Genomic DNA, 19913 nt, shown 5'->3' on the forward strand with positions numbered 1-19913 from the left:
CTGAAGCGCACGAACTACACTGAGACCCGTGAGTCGGCCTGGTGCACGCACGGAGCTGCTTCTCGCCGGTGAACGCCTGATCGCCGAATTCGGCCCGGAAGTGTCGCTACGCGACGTTGCGATGGCTGCGGGGCAGCGGAACAATTCGGCTGTCCACTATCACTTCGGATCGCGAGATGGCCTGATCAAGGCCATCATTGGTCATCGTCAGGCTCCACTGGAGCAGGCCCGGCTGGCGCTGCTGGCCGAGCATGAAAGCGCCGGGGAGCCTGACGACAGCATCACCGCTCTGGTGACCATCCTGGTCGAGCCGCTGTTCGACACTCCGTATTCCGATGGGTCGAGCCACTACGCGCGCTTTCTCGAACGCGTCCGCAGTCACCCCGTCATGGCCGAGCTCACGCTCACGTCGGAGCAGTGGCCGGCCACCCGAATCCTCACCACCCGGCTGCTGCGGGCCCTCGATCACCTACCGGAAGCGCTTCGGCGCCAACGCATGGCGGCAATGGCCTCCGTCATGTACACCCTGCTCGCCGACCATGAACGCCAAGTGGATGAGCGTCGCGACGCGGTCCGCGGTGCCCTGAGTGAAGCCGAGGCGAGGGACAACATCGTCGCGATGGTCGTCGGTCTGCTCACCGCGCCGATGCCCGCACTGATTGACCCGCGGTGAAACAACGATGGAGGAGCGCATGTCGGTCGCAGATCAGGAGCTGACGGAGATCCGGCAGATCGAGGCAGGGGAGAACCCGACCAGGTTCGCTCGCGGCTGGCACTGCCTCGGCCTGATCCGGGACTTCAACGACGGTGCGCCCCATCAGATCGACGCGTTCGGCACGTCATTGGTGGTCTTCGCGGACAGCCAGGGCCGGCTGAACGTGCTCGACGCCTACTGCCGGCACATGGGCGGCAACCTGGCGTACGGCACCGTCAAAGGGGACTCGATCGCGTGCCCGTTCCACGACTGGCGCTGGGGCGGCGACGGCAAGTGCACGTTGGTGCCCTACGCCAAGCGGACGCCTCGGTTGGCGCGGACCCGCTCCTGGCTGACACTCGAACGCAACGGACAGCTGTTCGTCTGGAACGACCCGCAGGGCAACACCCCGCCGCCGGAAGTCGACATCCCCGAGATCGAGGGGTACGGCACGGACGCCTGGACCGACTGGACCTGGAACATTCAGGTGATCGAAGGTTCGCACTGCCGCGAGATCATCGACAACAACGTCGACATGGCGCATTTCTTCTACGTGCACTACGCATTTCCCCGGAACTTCAAGAACATCTTCGAAGGTCATATCGCCACCCAGGTGATGGATTCGACGCCCCGCGACGACATGGTCGTCAGTACGTTCCATGACCCGACGTCCATACTGTATTCGGAGGCTTCGTATTTCGGGCCGTCGTACATGATCGACCGGCTGCGCAGCGTGGCCAACGGCATGACCGTTGAGACCATCCTGATCAACTCGCATTATCCGGTCAGCCCGAACTCGTTCGTGTTGCAGTACGGGGCCATCGTGAAGAAGCTCCCGACGATGAGCGACGAGGAAAATGCCGAACTGGCAAGGACTTTCATCGAGGGTGTGCAGACCGGCTTCGAGCAGGACGTCGAGATCTGGAAGCACAAGGCCCGCATCGACAACCCACTGCTCACCGAGGAAGACGGCCCGGTGTATCAGCAGCGCCGCTGGTACGAGCAGTTCTATGTCGACGTCGAAGATGTGACGCCGGATATGACGGACCGCTTCGAGTTCGAGATCGACACCACGCATTCCATCGAGAGCTGGGAGGCCGAGGTGGCGGAGAACCTGGCTGCGCACGCCGCCGGTTGATCCCGCACCGAGGGTCTGCTACTCGGAATCTGGCGCCGCGGCGGCAGTGTCAGCGGCTGTGGCCGAGGAACGCCGCCACCAACTCGAGGGCGGTGTCGATTTCCGGTGGCCCACCGCCCAAGAGTGGGGCGTAGAGGTGGGCGTCGCACATCCGGATGAGCGCCAGCCCGAAAGTGGCTGCGGGAAGCGGTAATTCCATCCGGCCGGCGGCCACTTCGGCCTCCAACAATTCGCCGATCAGGCGTCCGGCCGTCTGCTCCACGAGTCCGGGGAGCAGCATGAGCCGCACGATCAGCAATGGCTCGCGTTGCGATACCGCCTGCAGGGGTTTGGCGTCGGCGACCGAGTTGAGGAAGTGCTCCATCACCGCCAGGAGCATGTCGGCGCCCGCTGGGTGCGCGTTGCTCGCGCTCACCTTGGCGACCGACCGACGAAAGGTTCGTTCCGTTGCCTCGGCAAGCACGGTGCTGAGCAGGTCTTCCCGATTGCCGACGAGCCGATAGAGGGTTGACCGGCCGATCCCGAGTTCGGTGGCAAGCGCCGACATGTCAACCGGCTCGCCCGCCAGATACAGCCGGGTCGCAGCGTCGACCGCGGCTTGGCGGCTCAATGCCGTCCCCAGTCGCGGGGAGTGCGTCGTCGATTCTGCGGACATTCGCCCATTATGGGACATTGCACCGGTATGTGCCAGTGTGGCACACTTCGCCTATGTGTCCCACAGGTGGGGCCATGTCCCGCCAACCCCACGAGGAAGTTGACATGAGCACGCGATTCGAAGGAAAGACCGCGATCGTCACGGGTGCCAGTCGTGGCATCGGTTTCGCCATCGCCCAGCGTCTGGTGGACGAAGGCGCGAAGGTGGTGATCACGGCCCGCAAGCAGGAAGCGCTCGACGCCGCCGTCGAGACCCTCGGCGGACCGGACGTTGCGCTGGCCGTCGCCGGCCGCGGCGACGACACCGAGCATCAGGATGTCGTGGTGGCCAAGGCGGTCGAAACCTTCGGCAGCGCCGACCTTTTCGTCAACAACACCGGCATCAACCCGGTGTACGGACCGCTCATGGACATCGACATGGACGCCGCGCGCAAGATTCTCGAAGTCAACGTGCTGTCGGCGCTCTCGTGGGTGCAGAAGGTGAACCGGGCCTGGCAGGGTGAGCACGGCGGCGCGATCGTCAACGTCGCATCGATCGCCGGGCTGCGACCTGCCCCGGGCATCGCCTTCTACGGCGTCTCGAAGGCCGCGGTCATCCACCTCACCGAGGAGCTGGCCGTCGAGCTGGGCCCGAACATCCGCGTCAACGCCGTCGCACCCGCCGTCGTCAAAACCCGCTTCGCGACCGCGCTCTACGAAGGCCGTGAAGAAGAGGTCAGCTCGCACTATGCGCTGAAACGTCTTGGGGTGCCCGAGGATATCGGCTCGGTGGTGGCGTTCCTGCTGTCGGATGACGCCGGCTGGATGACCGGCCAGACCCTGACGATCGACGGCGGCGTGCTCCTGCGTGGTGGCGTCTGATGGCCGCCGGCGCACATGTCGAACTGCCGGGGCTGGACCTGGATCGGCTCGGTGCGTGGCTGTCGTCCACCGTGCCCGGTGCCGGCGCCACGCTGTCGGCGACGTTGATCGCCGGTGGCAAATCGAACCTGACTTACCGTGTCACCGATGGTGATTCGTCATGGATCGTCCGTCGTCCGCCGGTCGGTGAACTCCTCGCCACCGCGCACGACATGAGCCGCGAGTACCGGATGATGTCGGCGCTGGCACCCACCGCGGTACCCGTTCCCGTCATGTACGGCTTCTGCGATGACACATCGGTACTTGGCGCCCCCTTCTATGTGATGGCCGAAATCGACGGCACGCCGTACCGGCAAGCCGCCGAACTGAAGGACCTGGGAGCCGAGCGCACCCGCCTCATTTCGGAACGGCTCGTCGACACCCTGGTCGCGGTCCATTCCGTCGATCCCGCATCGGTGGGGCTCACGGACTTCGGCCGGCCCGAAGGCTTCCTCGGGCGCCAGGTCGGGCGGTGGCACAAGCAGTTTCTCGCCGCCCGCACCCGGGACCTGCCCGTCATGGAGCAGCTCTATCAGGCTTTGTCGGGGCGGGTTCCGGCCGACTCGGCACCGGGCATCGTGCACGGTGACTACCGGCTGGACAACGTGCTTTTCGACTCCGGGGGCCGTCCTGCCGCGGTGATCGACTGGGAGCTGGCCACCATCGGCGACTCGCTCACCGACTTGGCCTTGATGGTGGCCTACGGGCGGTTGGCCGCATCGGGCAACGGGGAGGTCTCCGATGTCAGTGAAGCGCCAGGCTTCCTCTCCGAACAGGAGATCATCGACCGCTACCGCGTCGGAATCGACCGTTCACTCGGCGATTTCGGCTTCTACCTGGGTCTCGCCTTCTTCAAGATGGCGGGCATCTTCGAAGGTATCCACTACCGCTATGTCAACGGACAGACCGTCGGTGACGGATTCTCGTTCGCCGGCGACGCGGTGCACTTCCTGCTGGATGCCGGCCTCAACGCACTCAAGGAGCACTGACATGGAATTCGCCTACGACGCCAAGACCAACGAGATGGTCGCCGAACTGACTGCGTTCATGGACAGTCATGTCTATCCGGCCGAGAAGACGTTCCACGAGCAGCTCAATGCCCTGGACAACCGCTGGGCCTGGGACAGCGTTCCGGTGCTCACCGAGCTGCGCGCCGAGGCGCGCAGCCGCGGGTTGTGGAACCTGTTCCTGCCCGGTGCCAAGGGCGCCGGCCTGACCAACCTGCAGTACGCGCCGTTGGCCGAAATCACCGGCCGCAGTATCCAATTGGCACCCGCGGTCTTCAACTGTGCCGCACCGGACACCGGAAACATGGAGGTGCTCAACGAATTCGGCACCGACGAGCAGCAGCGCCGGTGGCTGGATCCGTTGCTGGCGGGCGAGATTCGGTCCGCTTTCGCCATGACCGAACCCGACGTGGCGAGCTCGGACGCCACCAACGTCGAGCTGTCGATCGTTCGGGACGGCGACGAGTACGTGATCAATGGCCGCAAGTGGTGGATCACCGGAGCGATGAATCCCAACTGCGCCGTCTTCATCGTGATGGGCAAGACGGATCCCAGTTCGGAACGTCACCGTCAGCAGTCGCAGATCCTGGTGCCCCGCGACACCCCGGGCCTCGAGGTGCTGCGCGGCATGGAGGTGTTCGGGTACGACGACCACGACCATGGCGGGCACGCCGAGCTGCGCTTCACCGACGTGCGGGTGCCGGTGTCCAACCTGATCGGTGAAGAGGGCGGCGGGTTCGCCATCGCCCAGGCACGTCTCGGGCCGGGCCGCATCCACCACTGCATGCGTGCGATCGGCGTCGCCGAGCGTGCCGTCGAGATGATGTGTCAGCGAGCCGCGAGCCGGGTTGCGTTCGGCAAGTCACTGGCCGAGCAGGGCGTGATCCGCGACTGGATCGCCGAATCGCGCGTGCGGATCGAGCAGTTGCGGCTGCTGGTGCTCAAGACTGCCTGGCTGATGGACACCGTCGGAAATCGCGGTGCGCACACCGAGATTCAGTCCATCAAGATCGCCACGCCGCTCACCGTGCAGTGGATTCTGGACAAGGCCATCCAGGTGCACGGCGCCGGCGGGGTGTCCCAGGACTTCCCGCTCGCCGCGATGTACGCGGGCATCCGCACCCTGCGCTTCGCCGACGGGCCCGACGAGGTGCACAAGAACGCCCTCGCCCGCACGGAGCTCAAGAAGCACCTGGTGAGCTGACCCAGCAAGCCGGCGGCGCTTTATTTGCATCAGAAATGACGATTAAATAGCGTGGTCGTGTGCGGTTGACCGGTTTCAGTGACGTCGGGCTGCGGATCTTGATCCGGCTCGCCGCCGAAGATGGCCGGCAACGCATTTCGACGCGGCAGATCGCCGAGGACATGCAAATCTCGTACACGCACGCGACCAAAGCGTGTGCGCACCTGGCGACGTCCGGGTGGCTGGAGGCTGACCGCGGTCGCGGCGGCGGGCTTGCCCTCACCGCGGCCGGCCGTACCGCCCGTCTGGGCGACGTGGTGCGGTCGCTGGAAGACGACGGTGACACCGAGCTCGTCGACTGCAGTGGGCTGGATTGCCCACTGCAGTCGGCGTGCCGGCTCCGTGCGGCGCTGGCGCAGGCCAAAGCGGCGTTCTATGCGTCACTGAACACCACCACGGTCGCCGACCTCGCGCTGCCGCCGACCAGGAACCTGCTCGTCAGCCTCGGCGCACTGGCTGCGCCGATCGATTCCCGTGCCGATTGAACCGAGTGGCCCGCTGGATCGTGGTACCCGTACACCGCTGCGCAAGGGGATCACGATGCAACTGTCCGCACGCCTGCCCACTGCTCTTGCCGCGACCGCTGTTGCCGTGGCCGTCATCGCGCCGGCGCCACCCGCCCCGCCTGCCGCCGGCGATCCCTCGCCGCCGGCTGTGACACGGGAAATCCGTTTGACCGCAACAGTTCCGCCGGGCGGACTGATCACCAGCTTCGTGAAGAACCAGGGGATCTACTGCTCCATCATCTGTCCGCTGCTGGCGCAGACCGTCACGACAGGTGTCACCACCACGCTGCAGGAGCCGGCCGTCTTCCTCGCCGCGTTGCCGGCGAACGGACCGCTCAAGGCCCTCGGTATCGCCGCGGCGTCGATGACGGGACCCACGGCCGCCGCCATGGACAAGGCGATCGACGCCGACGCCGCCATTCCGGCGAAGCGGGCGCTCAACGCGTTCGAGGTCGGCGTGGTGGGTCTGCTCAACATTCCGCCCGCGATCCCCGCCGGCCCGGGCGCGGTGCTCAACGCATTCCAGCAGTTCCGCCAGCAGACCTACGACGCGCTCAACGCGCCCGTCGTGCGGAACCCCGAACCGACCGTCATGCCGCGCGGAGTCTTCCAGGTCGCGGTCATCGGCGTCATCAATGTGGTTGCGGCAGTGATCTTCCCGGGCTTCAACTTCTTCCTCGCCGGCGCGTTCCACGTGCCTGACGCGGTGGCTCAGGAACTGGCGAAAAGCGGCAATCCGCTCCGTGCGGCGATGGCGGGTGTCCAGACCGCCGTCGGCGTGGTGACCAACGCCGGCAACGTCGTCGCGAACACCATCGTCACCGAGGTCAACAAGGTCCGGACAGCGGCCATGCAGCCCGGTGGCTTCACACCGGTGGCGGCGCCGAAGTCCGTCACGACGTCGGCTGTCACCCCCGATCTATCCCAGACGCCGCCGAAGAAGCCGAAGAAGACGCCGCCGTCGCAGACATTCGGGCAGCTGCCCAACCCGCTGGCCGGGCTCACCAAGGGTCTGACGAAAGCGACGAATGCGCTGACGCCCAAGCCCAAGCCCAAGCCGGACGACAAGGCCGGACTTCAGTCCAGCGACCGCGGCGCCCAAGCCGGACTGCCGTCGCGACCGGCCCTGCGTGCCAACCGGTGATTGCGCCCCCGCAGCAGTCGTAGCTGCAAGAGCGACTCGGTCCAGAACGCCGAGCGCGGCGCCGACGTCCAGGTCGAGTCGAACAGCTTCTTGGTGGCTGCCAGTGCGTCGGGGGACCGCTCGATCAGTTGGGCGGCCAGCTCCTCTGCGGCCAGCAACGGGTCGTCGGCGACGGCGGTGACCAGTCCATAGCCCAGCGCATCAGTCCCGGAAAACACTTCGGCGGTCATGGTGAGCCGCTTGGCCACATCCATCGGCAGGAGCTCGCGCAGTGTCACCGACCCCGTCATGTCCGGGATCAGGCCCCAGCGGGCCTCCATGACCGACAGCTTGCAGTCCGGCGTCGCGATCCGGAAGTCCGCGGCGAGAGCCACCTGCAGTCCGCCGCCGTAGCAGTGGCCATGCACGGCCGCGATGACCGGTACCGGCAACTCGCGCCAGGCCCAGCAGGCCTTCTGGAACAGGTTCGTCTTCTGCCCGGGGAACTTGCCGAAGTTGCGCACGGCGCTCAAGCCCTGCAACTTTGCCCCGGCGAAGTCGAGACCGGTACAGAACGCGCGCCCGTCGCCACGCAGAATCACGACGCGCACCGAACGGTCGCGCGCCAGTCGGTCAGGGACCGTGGCGAGCGCTTCCAGCATCGGCAGATCCAGGCTGTTCATCTTGTCGGCCCGGTTGAGCGTCGCGTAGGCGATGCCATCTCGAACTTCGACGGTGATCCGATCCATTGCCATGGGGGCAGGATAGTGCGGCGCCGCCGCGTATCACGGCGCCGGCCGAAGCTGTGGGTATTTCGTGAAAATGGCCAAACGGCCCCGTCGTGGAGTAACCCGCCCTACTGTGCAGCGGCAACCTCAAGTGCGGAGTTCAGCAAACCGGCGCAGCCCAAACGTTTACTCGCGAGACAATTCATTCCGTTTCGCGAAGAGTGTGTCCCAAACCGGAATCGATACGCTACTGTGATCCGCGTGACAGGCGAGGTGCGCGCGACCATGGCGGAACGCCAGCGTGCGAAACGCGCCGAGTTGGTGCGGGAAGAGGTCATCGACGCGGCGTTGGCGGAGTTCGCTGAGCGCGGATATCACCAGACGTCGATCAGCCACATCGCCAAGCGCCTCGGCTCCGGGCACTCGATGTTCTACCGCTACTTCGAGAACAAGCGCGACATCGTCGACCACGCGGTGCGCCAGGTGAACGCCCGCGTGCTCGCCGCGATCGGCGACTCGAGGCCGGGACAGCTGACGTCCATCACCGAGTTCCGTGATCACCTTCTCGGGATCGGCATGGCCTACAGCGAACTGCTGGCCGACGAACCGCGGCTGATGCAGTTGATCGTCGTGCAGGCCGCCGGCGTCGATCAGCAGATGACCGAGGAATTCCAGCGTCTCTTCGATGACGGCGCCCGCGTGCTCGCCACCATGCTTCGGGACGGTATCAAGCAGGGCTACATCCGGGCCGACGTCGACGTGCGTGCCACCGCCCAGACCATCTGCGCCATCCCGTTCGGGATCGCCCTTCGCTACGGACAGAAGCCCAGCCGCGAGGAGTTGCTCGCGCAGACCCTCGCAAGCAATGAACTGGTGTGCCGCGGCATCGCCACCGAGTGGCCGGTGTCCGGCAAGGAAGCGGCAGCTCGATGACCGACCAGGCACAACCACGGGGACTGGCGAAGTGGGGCGCCATCGCCGAGGCCATCGACTGGGTCAAGCGTTATCTGCAGAACCACCCGATCGCATCGCTGAGCACCGCCGGCGGGCAGATCGTGCTCGGCCTGCGGACGCTGGAGTACTTGTTCACCGACATCGTCAAGGGCCGCTTCCAGGTGCGCGAGTTCCTCGACCAGGCCGCGTTCATGGCCGGAACCGCCTTCACCCCAACGGTTCTGGTGACCATCCCGATCAGCGTGACGCTGTCGATCCAGTTCGCGTTGCTGGCCGGTCAGGTCGGCGCATCATCGCTGTCGGGTGCGGCGACAGGACTCGTGGTCATCCGGCAGGGCGCTCCGCTGGTCGCCTCGCTGCTGCTGGCGACGGCGGTCGGTTCTGCCGTCTGCGCGGACCTCGGTTCGCGCACCATGCGTGAGGAAATCTCCGCCATGGAGGTCATGGGCGTGTCCCCGATCCAGCGCCTCGTCGTGCCGCGCCTGGTCGCCCTGGTTCTCATCGGTGTGCTGCTGACCGGCGTCACCAGCTTCGTCGGCTACCTGGCGAGCTACATGTTCAACGTCTATCTGCAGAACGGCACACCGGGCTCGTTCATCGCCACGTTCTCGTCGTTCTCCACCGTCGGCGATCTTGCGCTGGCCATGGTGAAGGCCATCGTCTTCGGTGTCATCGTGGCGGTGATCAGTTGCCACAAGGGCCTGGACACCCGCGGCGGTCCGGCCGGTGTGGCCAACTCGGTCAACGCCGCGGTGGTGGAGTCGGTGCTGCTGATGATGATCGTCAACGTCGTGATGAGCCAGCTGTACGTCATCGTGTTCCCGAAGACGTCGATCTGACATGGCTGCTCCCTCAACATTCACCCCGGGCCTGCTCCGGCCGTTCACCGCGGTCGGCAGCGGGCTGCTGAAGGCGGCCGGGCGCACCGGCCACATGGTCGAGTTCTTCGGCAAGGTCGTGCTGGCCGTGCCGACGATGTGGCTGCGCTACCGCAAGGAACTGCTGCGGCTGCTGTCCGACATCACCTGGGGCAACGGCTCCATCGTGGTGGGCGGCGGCACGTTGAATGTGGCCGGTGTACTTGGCGTTACGGCCGGCGCGCTGGTCGCGGTCGAGGGCTACAACGCCCTGAACCTGTTGGGTCTCGGGCCTGCCACCGGCCTGGTCTCGTCCTTCGCGACAACCCGAGAACTGGCGCCGGCGATGATCGCGATGGCCTTCATCGCGCAGGCCGGCTGCCGGTTCACCGCCCAGCTCGGCGCCATGCGGATCAATGACGAGATCGACGCGCTCGACACCCTCGGCATCAACTCGGTGGCCTATCTGGTGGCGACGCGCGTGGTGGCCTCGGTGATCGCGGTGGTCCCGCTGTTCCTGGCGGCCCTGGCCCTGGCCTACCTGTCGTGCCAGCTGGTCAGCGTCGTCGCCGGCCAGTCCACAGGTACCTACCTGCACTACTTCGGACTGTTCCTCGAGGGCCGCGACGTGCTGTTCGCCACCGTCAAAGCGGTGATCTTCGTGTTCATCTCGTCGACGATCCAGTGCTACTACGGCTATTTCGCCTCCGGCGGCCCGGCCGGTGTCGGCGTGGCGGCCGGGCGCGCGATGCGCGGCAGTGTCACCGTCGTGATGATCGTCAACATGCTGCTCACCATGGCGCTGTGGGGCGTCATCAGCGGCGCAAGGTTCGGTGGCTGATGGCCAACTCGTTCGACCACGACCCCCGCGGCTCAACCGACCGCAAGCTGGGTGTCATCGGCCTGTGCTTCGCGGTGATCGCCTCGTTCGCCGCAGTCCTCATGGTGGTGAAATCGCAAGGCAAGCTGGACGATTTCGTCCGGGTGGAGCTCAAGCTCATCAACATCGGTGACGGCCTGCCGGAACGCTCTGACGTCAAGTTCCGCGGCGTCATCGTCGGCATGGTGTCGGGTGTGACGCCGTCGCAGCACGGTCAGCCGAACGTGGTGCACGTCAACGTCCAGCCGCAGTTCGCCGCGCAGATCCCCGAAAACGTGACCGCGCGCGTGGTGCCCGCCAACATCTTTGCGGTGTCGGCGGTGCAGTTGGTGCAGAACGGCGACGGGGCGCGTCCCATCCGTTCCGGTGACGTCGTGCTCGAAGACCAGACCTTGCCGACGGTGCTGTTCCAGAACGTGCTGGCCAAGCTGCGTCAGCTGCTCAAGGCCGTCGGGCAGTCACCCGATGCCAACAATGTCGGTGTCTTCGCGGCTATTTCCGAGGCCACCCACGGCCGGGGACAGAAGATCACCGATGCCGGGCATGACGTGAACGAGATCATGCAGCAGCTGAATACGGTCGTGAAGTCCGACGACACCGGTCCGACGACCCTGTCCGCGCTGAAGGCGGCGGCCGAGAGTCTGCGTACCGTGTCGCCGGAGCTGTTCACCGCGCTGGACAGTTCGGTGCAGCCGATGCGGACGTTCGCCGAGAAGCGCACGCAGCTGACCAATTTCCTGTCGGGTGGCCTGAATACCACCGGCACGCTGGGGGATGCGTTCGAGCACCAGAGTGACCGGATGATTCAGGTCAGTACCGGGCTGACGCCGGCGATCGGTGTGCTCGCCGATCACGCCGGCGAGTTCCACGGCGTCTCAACACGATTGCAGGCGCTGGCCAACAAAATCTACGACGAGGGTGTCAACCAGGACACCGGCCACATCATCTGGAAAGCAGTCATCTCGATGAACCCCTCGCGGCAGTACACCCGGGCGGACTGCCCGCGGTACGGCGCGATGGAGGGGCCGAGCTGCAAGACCGCACCGGAAACCCCGACCGCGCCCGACCTCAAGCCCGGCCTGGAATCGATGGGTATGGCGACCCCACCGTGGGTGACCGAGAACCGTCCCAACATTGCGCCGCCGCGCTTTTCGGTTCCGATCGTGCCGGAATTTCCGGGTCCGCCGGACCCCAACGCGCCACCCGCGCCGCAGGCCGCGCCCGCGCCTGGCCCGCCGGTTGCGCCCGCACCTCCCGGCCCGCCGCTGCCCGCCGAAGCCGGCGCACCCGGCCAGGTTCAGCAGCAGTCCGCGCCGCTCTACGGCGGCACCGTCGGGCCCGTCGGTAGCCAGAACGAGAAGGACCAGTTGAGCCAGATCGTCGGTGGCCCAGCCACATCCGCCACTCAGTTACTGTTGGGCCCGGTGGCCCGGGGGCAGGACGTGCACGTCGCTCCGATCCCGGAGGGACAGCCATGAAATTGAAGCGCAGCACCGTCGTGTTCCTCACGCTGTTCCTGGTCTTCTCCGTGGCCGTCACCTGGATGGTCTTCGCGACCTTGCAGCGCAACGTCGCCGGCCCCACCTCGAGCTATTCGGCGATCTTCAGTGATGTGTCGGGATTGGCTGAAGGCGACGATGTCCGGGTGGCCGGCGTGCGGGTCGGCCGGGTCGACAAGATCGAGCTGACGCCGGACAACCAGGCCAAGGTCTCGTTCCAGGTACGCAGCAACCAGACGCTGTACACCAACACGCTGGCCTCGGTGACCTACCAGAACATCATCGGGCAGCGGTACCTCGGCCTGAGCCAGGGTGAGGGCGACAAGCGCAAACTGGCTGTCGGAGCGCAGATTCCGGAGAGCCGGACCAATCCGTCGTTCGACATCTCCTATATGCTCAACGGTTTCGAGCCGCTGTTCACCGAGCTCGACCCGCAGCAGGTGGACAACTTGACCAACGCCATCATCAAGGCGTTCCAGGGCAACGAGGGCTCGATCCTGACCCTGACGACCCAGGCCTCGGTGCTGACGCAGACGCTGGCGGGTCCCGATGCGGCACTTGGGGATTTGATCGCGAACCTGGACCGGCTGATGACGACACTGGCCGCGCAGAGCACCAACCTGCAGACGATGCTGCACGAAACCTCGGCGTCGATCGCCGCCCTGAACAGCCGGCGCGACGAACTGGTCTCCTCGGTGGGGTCCATCACCGCCAACGTGACGCGACTCTCGGCGATCGTCAACGCGATCACCCCGCAAATGCAGCAGTTCATCGACCGCGATCCGGGCTTCCTGAAGTACAGCGTGACCGACGGCAAGGCCCGCCTGGCGTACGCAGTCGCCAATGTGCCGTTGCTGCTCAAGGGACTTGCGCGCGCGGGCCAGGAGGGCACCTACATCGACGTCTACGTCTGCGACCTCGATTTCGGCCTGTGGCGCGGCCTGCTCAACTGGTTCCGCCGGTTCGTCGTCGCGGCCACGCCGGGCAACGGCAACGAGACCTGGCACACGGCGGTGTGCCGATGAGCAGCCTGTTCGGTGGCCCGCTCCGCCCGAAGAACATCCCGGGTGGGCGCAAGCGAGTCCTGGAGGACTACAACAAATTCTGGCTCGGCGTCATCGGCCTGACGGTCATCATCGTCATGGTCGCCGCCGTGGTGCTGGTCAGCATCCTGGACATCGGCAAGAAGCAATACACCGCCGAGTTCGCTCAGGCCGCCGCGATCAAATCCGGCAACGCGGTGACCATCGCGGGCATCAACGTCGGTGAGGTGCAGAACGTCGAGCTGGCCGGCGACCACGTGGTGGTGACGTTCAAAGCCGACAAGAACGTCCGGCTGGGCACAGAAACGCATGCGGCCATCAAGCTCACGACCATCTTGGGCTCGCGGTACCTGGAGATCAGCCCGGCCGGTGCGGGCCATCTCCCCGGCAACACCATCAAATTGAGTCATACCGAGGTGCCGTATGACCTGCAGAAGACGCTCGAGGGTGCGACCAGCACCCTGTCGCCGCTCGATGCGGACAAGATCGCGGAGTCGGTGCGCGTGATGAGCGGCAGTCTGCAGGGTGTGCCCGACGCCCTGCCGGAGGCGCTCACCAACCTCAAGTCACTGGCCGGGGTCATCCAGTCGCGCCGCGACCAGCTCGGCACGCTGATCACCAACGCCGACACAATCGCCGCGCTGTTGCATAGGCAGAAGGCCGACCTCGGCGCACTTGTGTTGCAGGGCAATCAGATTCTCGGTGAGATCACCACCCGGCGAGCTGCGATGCAACGGCTGTTCGACGGTGTGACACTGCTTGCCGACCGCGCGCATACGCTTCTGGCCAACGAGCCGCAACTCGACGCACTGATCGCCAACCTGCACGAGTTCGCCAAGCTGCTTGCCGATCACGACGCTTTGGTCCGCAGCATCCTGCAGGTCGCGCCGGTCACCGCACGCAACATCGCCAATCTGACCGGTAGCGGCAACGGTGCCGACATCACCCTGCCCGCGGGCATCATGGTCGACTCCTGGATGTGCGCGATCAGCGGCCGGGCCCGCCAGTTCAACATCGTCGAATACTTCAAGGACTGCAAATGAGTAAGCGCGCCTTGATGATCGGGGCGATCGCTGTTATCGCGATCGTCGCCCTGGTGACGACCGCGGCCGCCGTGGCGCCGCGCATGTGGCACCGCAACATCACCGTGACGGCGCACTTCCAGGATGCCGTTGGGTTGTATCCCGGCAACGCGGTGTCGGTGCTCGGCATGCAAGTGGGCAAGGTCGACTCGGTGGTGAACAAGGGTGGCTACATCGAGGTCACCATGGACATCGACAAGAAGGTCCCGATCCCCAGCGACGTCACGGCCGCCACGGTCTCCGCCTCGATCCTCACCGACCGGCACGTCGAGCTGACCCCGCCCTACCGCGGCGGAAACAAACTGCGCGACGGTGACCTGATCGCGTTGGGCCACACCAGGACTCCGGTGGAGTTCGACAAGACGCTGTCGATGATCGACAAACTGGGTACCGCTCTGAAGGGCAACCCGCAGGGCGGTGGGCCGCTGGGCGATCTGGTGGACTTGGGGTCTCGGATCAGTTCCGAGAACAGCACCCAGATCAAGTCGACGCTGACCAAGTTGTCGGAGGCCCTCAAGGTGGGTCCCGATGGTGGCGCCAAGACCGAGAAGAACCTGCAGGAAATCATTCGCAGTGTCTCCGATCTGACCCAGTCCGCGGCCGAGAACGATGACGCCATCCGCAAGTTCGGCGGCAACGTTCATCAGCTGAGCGACATCCTCGCCGACCAGAATCTCGGCTCGGGGCGCACCGGAGCCAAGGCCAACGAGATCCTCGAAGAGGTCAGCGGGTTGCTCGAGCGCCACCGCGATCAACTCAAAGGCTCGTTCGGTGATCTGAACACCGTGGTCCGGTCGCTGTCGGACAACAAGCGTGAGCTGGAAGAGACGCTGGACGTTCTGCCGCTGACCCTGGACAACGTCTACAACGTCCTGGATCCGGTGGGCGGTAGCATCCGCGGACACCTGGTTACCGACAAGCTGTTGGCGTACAACCAACTGAACAAAGAACTCTGCAACCTGATGGGCCTGAAGCAATTGGGCTGTGCCACCGGCACATTGCAGGACTACGGCCCCGACTTCGGCTTGACCTCGATGATGGATCTGATGGCCAACGGTATTGGCCCGTCCGGTCAGGGCGAACCGCCCAAGCCAGGTGCTGCCGCGGCCACGCCGTCGCCCGCGCCGGCCGCGCCCGCGCCGGGAGGACCGACGCGATGAGCGTGAAATCTGTTGTGCGGGGCGCACGCTGGACAGGAGTCCTCGGCAGTGTCCTGTTGATGACCGGCTGCGCCGCGGGCCTGGACAGCGTACCGTTGCCGTCCCCGGGATCCAGGGGCGGGACCTACGAACTCAATGCGGTGTTCACAGACGCTCTGAACCTGCCGTCGAAGGCGAAGGTGCGCTTATACGGGGCGGACATCGGCGAGGTCACGTCGATCGATGCCGTGGACTTCACCGCGAAGGTGTCCATGCGGATCCGTCAGGATGTGCCGCTGCCGGTGGGCAGCACTGCCGAATTGCGTTCGGCCACACCGCTGGGCGACGTGTTCCTCCAGATTCGCCCGCCCGAAGATCAAGCGCCGGGCAAGCCCGCGACAGAGCCTCGCGGGTTGCTGCGGGGCGGCGACACCATCCCGCTGGGGTCGACGGCGGCGGCCCCGACAGTCGAGGAACTCCTCAATTCCCTGGCGATGCTGGTCAACGGAGGTGCCATCCGCGCCCTGACCACCGATGTCAACGGCGCCGGTCGGGTTGTCGGTGGCCGCGGCGACAAGCTGGCCAGCCTGATATCGGAGACCAACCAGTTCCTGGCGAAGATGACGGCGCGGACGGCGCAGTTGGACGCGACGTTGCGCAGCACGTCGAACATGGCGGCCGAGGTGTCCCGGCACCAGCAGAGCATCGACACGGCGCTCTCCGTCGGTGCCCCCGCCCTGGCGGTCATCTCCGACAACACCACTCGGATCATGGACGTGGTCGACAACGTCGGCCGGATCACGCGGCAGCTGTCCAAGTTCCCGTCGATGCAGGGCACCGACACCCGCAGCGTCGCGGCCGACGTGAACAAGCTGTCGGCGGTGTTCAACGAGATCGCCATGGACCCGAACATCTCGCTGACCGCCTTCAACCGGCTGATCGGCATCCTGGTCAAGGCCACCACTTCCACCGCGGTGCACGTGGAGGCGGAGATCTCGAAAATTGCGATCGGTGCGCTGCCCGACAAGAACTACGCGGGCGACCCCGGCATCCACGGACCCGACGGCACCGACTGGCACCTGATGATCGGCAGCCTGCGTTACGAGTGGAACATGCTGCTCGGCCGCATCTACGGATCGGACCGCACCCGATGAACGCGCTGAACAGCCTGGTGGCGTTTATCATTCGGATCGTCAAAGCGGTGGCGAGCCGCAAGGTCGTGCTGGCCCTGTTCGGCCTGCTGCTCACCGCGGTGATCGCATTCGGCTACATCGCCATCGACGGCCTGCGGTTCAACCCGTTCCACCGGACCATCGCCATCCGGATCATGCTGCCCGAATCCGGTGGCCTGCTGGCCAATCAGGACGTCACGTTGCGCGGCATCCCGATCGGTCACGTCGCGGCGGTCAACCTGACCAAGAACGGCGTCGAGGCGGTCGCCTCGGTGGACTCATCGGCCCACATCCCGACCGACAGCCCGGTGCGGGTCTCCGGCCTGTCGGCGGCGGGGGAGCAGTACCTCGACTTCCGGCCGGAGCACGGCGGCGGACCGTATCTCACCGACGGTGCGGTCATTTCGGGCAAGCAGGCCAGCATCCCGGTGACCCTGCCGCACATCATCGACCACAGCCGCGGCGCGCTGGCGCAGCTCGATGCCGAGAAGCTCGGCAAGATGTTCAACGAGTTGCACGTCACGAAGGACGGCCCGCGCAAGCTGGCCGCGATCCTGGACGGCGCGAGCTTGTTGGCCAACACCGTGGATTCGGTGCTGCCGGAGACCGTGAGCATGATTCGCACCACCCGCGTCGTGTTCAGCACCGTCGCCGATGTCCGTCCGGGCCTGGCGGCCACGACCAACGACCTGACCAAAGTGCTCGACGGCGTGAACAAGATGGACGGCGGTTTCCGCACCCTCGTCGAGCGCGGAGAGTCACAGCTGGCGACGCTGGACAACCTGATCGCCGACAACCGGCAGAACGTGGTGCAGATCCTCGGCAACCTGACCACGACGTCGCAGGTGATCTACCAACGCATTCCGGGCCTGGAGTACATCTGGCGGCCCGACCGGGACCCGTTCATCGATCGGTTCGCCTCGGTCGTTCACGATGGCGGCGTCTGGGCGATCGGTGACATCTACCCGAAGTACCGGTGCGACTACAACCTGCCGCGGCACGCCCCGTCGGACGCGAGTTTCCCCGAGCCGTACAAGTACACCTACTGTGAGGATCAGGATCCATCGCTGTTGGTTCGCGGCGCCCGCAACGCGCCACGGCCGCCGGGTGACGACACCGCCGGTCCGCCGCCGGGATATGACCCCCACGCGGTGACCGACAAGACGCCGCACTACCCGGGCTACACGATCGACACCCCATACGGCGGTGCGGCGTACCCGTATCCGATGCCGAATTGACGGTCCACGAGACACGCGAGAAGTGATGAGTAAACGAACTGCAAGTACCGACGTGTTCGATCAGGTGCACGACACCGAAAGCGAAGCGGCCGAACCGTCGGTCGAGTCCGATGCCGCCGATGTGACGGAGACGGATTCGGCCGTGGAGAGCGCGGAACCTGCCGCGGCATCGAAGCGGCGGGTCGGTCTGGCCGCAGTGGTGTGCGCGTTGCTGTTCACGATTCTGGTGGCAGCACTGGGCTTCCTGGGCTGGCGGCAGTACGAGCAGTACCGCGTCAACGCCGCGAGTGACGCGGCACTGCAGGCAGCCAAGGACTACGCCGTGGTGCTGACGACGTTGGACGCCAAGAACATCGACGAGAACTACCGCAAGTCGCTCGACGGTTCCACCGGTGAGTTCAAGGACGCCTACAGCCAGGGCGCCACACAGCTGCGGCAGGTGCTGATCGACAACAAGGCCTCCGGCACGGGCATCGTGGTCGCGGCGGCGGTCAAGTCGGCAACGCCCGACAAAGTCGAGGTGCTGCTGTTCGTCGACCAGTCGATCACCAACGCCAACAACCCGAGCCCACGCATCGACCGCAACCGCATCGACATGACCATGGAGAAGGTCGGCGACCGCTGGCTGGCCAGCAGGGTCGAAATCCTGTGACCCACAAGGAGACCGAGGTCGCCGACGTCGACGAGGCCCTCGAGGCCGACTCATCCGCGCCGCCGGATGCCGCCGAGCCCAAGGCCCCGAAGACGTATACCATCCGGCGCAGCCTCTGCTGGGCCGTGGCCGTCGTGATCATCGCGCTGTCGGCCGCGGCGGGCACCGCGTGGGCACTGGTATACACCCAGCATCAACGAGACGCCGAGGCGGCAGAAGCGCTCACAGCAGCGCGCGCATACGCCGTCACGTTGACCACCACCGACCAGAACACGATCGACAAGAACTTCGCCGATGTGCTGGGTGGGGCGACGGGCGAGTTCAAGGACGCTTACAGCAAGGCCGCGGCGACCATGCGAAAGATGTTGATCGACAACAAGGTCAGCACGACGGGTGTGGTCGAGGACGCGGCAGTCAAGGACGTGCGGGGCGACGACGTCGACGTGCTGCTGTCGGTGAAGCAGGACGTCACCAGTGCCGGCGCGAAAGAGAAGCGGACCGACTACGTCAGCGTGTCGATGACGATGCGCAAGGTCGGCGACAGATGGCTGGCGGCCGACGTGCTGCTTGCCGGAGCGGACGGTAAACGTGGCAAGTAGAGTCCGGGCGGCCCTGGCTGCCTTGGGTGCAACAGTGGTTGCTACGACGTCTTTGACCGGTGCGCCCGCCGCCGAGGCGGCGATCGACAGTTTCTGCTCCGGGCTCGGCGCAGTCTGGGACGGCAATGCGTGCACCGCCGTCGTCAAATCCCAGCGGGAAGCGGAAATGCTTCTGACGCTGCGGGTTCCGGCCGAACTGATCGACAACCCGACCGCCGGGCCTGTGTTGCGCGACTACTACACCCGACTGTTCAACGGCTGGCGTGCTACCGGTAACACCACGCCTCGTGACAGCAGTGCGCGTGCCGACTACGAGATCATTCCGGGTCCCGGCGGTCTGCAGTCGGTGGTGGTGCACGAGACGTTCGAGCCCTTCGGTATCCAGTCCAACAATGCCTACCGATCTTTTCTCTTCGACATGAACAGCGGCCGCCGGCTGTACCTTCCCGATCTGTTCCGGCCGGGAGTCAATGCGAACCAGGCGGTTTCGGCCGCGGCCGCGCCGGTCCTGCCGCCGGTACTCGACGCCGCCGCGCCGCCGCACGCCCCCGGCACCTATCCGTTCACGGTGGAGGAGTTCCAGCCCGACGGAGACGGCCCCGGGTACTCGGGCAACTACCGCGCCTTCGCGCTCACCGGTGATTCACTGCGTCTCTACATGCCGGACCAGCCGATGTCCCGCGAAAGCCCAAGTCCACGAGACCGTTTCAGTTGGTCCATGGATGGGGGCACTGTCGTCGCCAACGTCCCGCTGGCCTCGTTGGCTGGTCAGCTGAAGCCGCAGTACGGCGGCTGAGGCTGGGCG

General features: G+C 65.7%; 21 protein-coding genes. 19 read left to right on the plus strand and 2 right to left on the minus strand.

Going from position 1 to position 19913, the window contains the following annotated elements; translation table 11 throughout:
* Positions 1-28 precede the first annotated feature (28 nt).
* Positions 29-673 (plus strand): TetR family transcriptional regulator, encoded by a 645-nt coding sequence (locus H289_RS0122390; protein ID WP_020103068.1) that lies wholly within the window; start codon positions 29-31, stop codon positions 671-673.
* A gap of 19 nt (positions 674-692) precedes the next feature.
* On the plus strand, positions 693-1832 hold the full coding sequence (locus tag H289_RS0122395) for a 3-ketosteroid-9-alpha-monooxygenase, oxygenase component (protein WP_029105595.1): 1140 nt from the start codon (positions 693-695) through the stop codon (positions 1830-1832).
* 49 nt (positions 1833-1881) lie between these two features.
* Here the strand turns inward: H289_RS0122395 and H289_RS0122400 are convergent, their stop codons facing one another.
* Entirely contained in the window at positions 1882-2487 is a 606-nt protein-coding gene (locus tag H289_RS0122400) for a QsdR family transcriptional regulator (RefSeq protein ID WP_036421055.1), read from the minus strand.
* A 104-nt stretch (positions 2488-2591) separates the two neighbouring features.
* Here H289_RS0122400 and H289_RS0122405 point away from each other — a divergent pair, with 104 nt between their 5' ends.
* From H289_RS0122405 to H289_RS32005, 5 genes are read left to right on the plus strand one after another with little or no spacing between them, the layout of a single operon-like run.
* A complete protein-coding gene (locus tag H289_RS0122405) occupies positions 2592-3347 on the plus strand; it encodes an SDR family oxidoreductase (RefSeq protein WP_020103071.1) in 756 nt (251 codons plus the stop codon).
* On the plus strand, positions 3347-4375 hold the full coding sequence (locus H289_RS0122410; RefSeq protein ID WP_020103072.1) for a phosphotransferase family protein: 1029 nt from the start codon (positions 3347-3349) through the stop codon (positions 4373-4375). The genes H289_RS0122405 and H289_RS0122410 overlap by 1 nt, the downstream gene beginning before the upstream one ends.
* 1 nt (position 4376) lies before the next feature.
* The gene (locus H289_RS0122415; protein ID WP_020103073.1) at positions 4377-5597 is read left to right on the plus strand and encodes an acyl-CoA dehydrogenase family protein; all 1221 of its coding nucleotides are present in this window, start codon (positions 4377-4379) and stop codon (positions 5595-5597) included.
* A gap of 59 nt (positions 5598-5656) precedes the next feature.
* Entirely contained in the window at positions 5657-6121 is a 465-nt protein-coding gene (locus H289_RS0122420) for an RrF2 family transcriptional regulator (RefSeq protein ID WP_020103074.1), read from the plus strand.
* Between the two features lie 55 nt (positions 6122-6176).
* On the plus strand, positions 6177-7286 hold the full coding sequence (locus tag H289_RS32005) for a hypothetical protein (protein WP_138158477.1): 1110 nt from the start codon (positions 6177-6179) through the stop codon (positions 7284-7286).
* On the opposite strand, the gene H289_RS0122430 is transcribed toward H289_RS32005, so the two are convergent.
* A complete protein-coding gene (locus H289_RS0122430; protein WP_020103076.1) occupies positions 7220-8014 on the minus strand; it encodes a crotonase/enoyl-CoA hydratase family protein in 795 nt (264 codons plus the stop codon). The two genes, H289_RS32005 and H289_RS0122430, sit on opposite strands and share 67 nt — an antisense overlap.
* Before the next feature lie 264 nt (positions 8015-8278).
* Here H289_RS0122430 and H289_RS0122435 point away from each other — a divergent pair, with 264 nt between their 5' ends.
* From H289_RS0122435 to H289_RS0122490, 12 genes are read left to right on the plus strand one after another with little or no spacing between them, the layout of a single operon-like run.
* Entirely contained in the window at positions 8279-8926 is a 648-nt protein-coding gene (locus H289_RS0122435) for a TetR/AcrR family transcriptional regulator (protein ID WP_036421185.1), read from the plus strand.
* Positions 8923-9786 carry an MlaE family ABC transporter permease gene (locus tag H289_RS0122440; protein WP_020103078.1) on the plus strand — a complete coding sequence of 288 codons (864 nt, stop codon included), beginning with the start codon at positions 8923-8925 and terminating at the stop codon, positions 9784-9786. Before H289_RS0122435 ends, H289_RS0122440 begins: the two co-directional genes overlap by 4 nt.
* 1 nt (position 9787) lies before the next feature.
* Positions 9788-10645, plus strand: coding sequence for an MlaE family ABC transporter permease (locus tag H289_RS0122445; protein ID WP_020103079.1), 858 nt, complete (start codon positions 9788-9790; stop codon positions 10643-10645).
* Entirely contained in the window at positions 10645-12162 is a 1518-nt protein-coding gene (locus tag H289_RS0122450; RefSeq protein ID WP_020103080.1) for an MlaD family protein, read from the plus strand. Before H289_RS0122445 ends, H289_RS0122450 begins: the two co-directional genes overlap by 1 nt.
* A complete protein-coding gene (locus H289_RS0122455; protein ID WP_020103081.1) occupies positions 12159-13208 on the plus strand; it encodes an MlaD family protein in 1050 nt (349 codons plus the stop codon). The genes H289_RS0122450 and H289_RS0122455 overlap by 4 nt, the downstream gene beginning before the upstream one ends.
* On the plus strand, positions 13205-14269 hold the full coding sequence (locus tag H289_RS0122460; RefSeq protein ID WP_020103082.1) for an MCE family protein: 1065 nt from the start codon (positions 13205-13207) through the stop codon (positions 14267-14269). Before H289_RS0122455 ends, H289_RS0122460 begins: the two co-directional genes overlap by 4 nt.
* Positions 14266-15468, plus strand: a complete 1203-nt coding sequence (locus H289_RS0122465; protein WP_020103083.1) for an MCE family protein — start codon at positions 14266-14268, stop codon at positions 15466-15468. Before H289_RS0122460 ends, H289_RS0122465 begins: the two co-directional genes overlap by 4 nt.
* Positions 15465-16601, plus strand: a complete 1137-nt coding sequence (locus tag H289_RS0122470; RefSeq protein ID WP_029105598.1) for an MlaD family protein — start codon at positions 15465-15467, stop codon at positions 16599-16601. Before H289_RS0122465 ends, H289_RS0122470 begins: the two co-directional genes overlap by 4 nt.
* 47 nt (positions 16602-16648) lie before the next feature.
* Positions 16649-17857, plus strand: coding sequence for an MlaD family protein (locus tag H289_RS0122475; RefSeq protein WP_231388103.1), 1209 nt, complete (start codon positions 16649-16651; stop codon positions 17855-17857).
* A gap of 25 nt (positions 17858-17882) precedes the next feature.
* On the plus strand, positions 17883-18509 hold the full coding sequence (locus tag H289_RS0122480; protein WP_036421059.1) for an Rv1363c family protein: 627 nt from the start codon (positions 17883-17885) through the stop codon (positions 18507-18509).
* Positions 18506-19108 carry an Rv1363c family protein gene (locus H289_RS0122485; protein ID WP_020103087.1) on the plus strand — a complete coding sequence of 201 codons (603 nt, stop codon included), beginning with the start codon at positions 18506-18508 and terminating at the stop codon, positions 19106-19108. Before H289_RS0122480 ends, H289_RS0122485 begins: the two co-directional genes overlap by 4 nt.
* On the plus strand, positions 19077-19904 hold the full coding sequence (locus tag H289_RS0122490) for a hypothetical protein (RefSeq protein WP_138158475.1): 828 nt from the start codon (positions 19077-19079) through the stop codon (positions 19902-19904). Before H289_RS0122485 ends, H289_RS0122490 begins: the two co-directional genes overlap by 32 nt.
* Positions 19905-19913 lie beyond the last annotated feature (9 nt).

It is taken from the genome of Mycobacterium sp. 360MFTsu5.1, from assembly GCF_000383495.1.
GTDB lineage: Bacteria > Actinomycetota > Actinomycetes > Mycobacteriales > Mycobacteriaceae > Mycobacterium > Mycobacterium mucogenicum_B.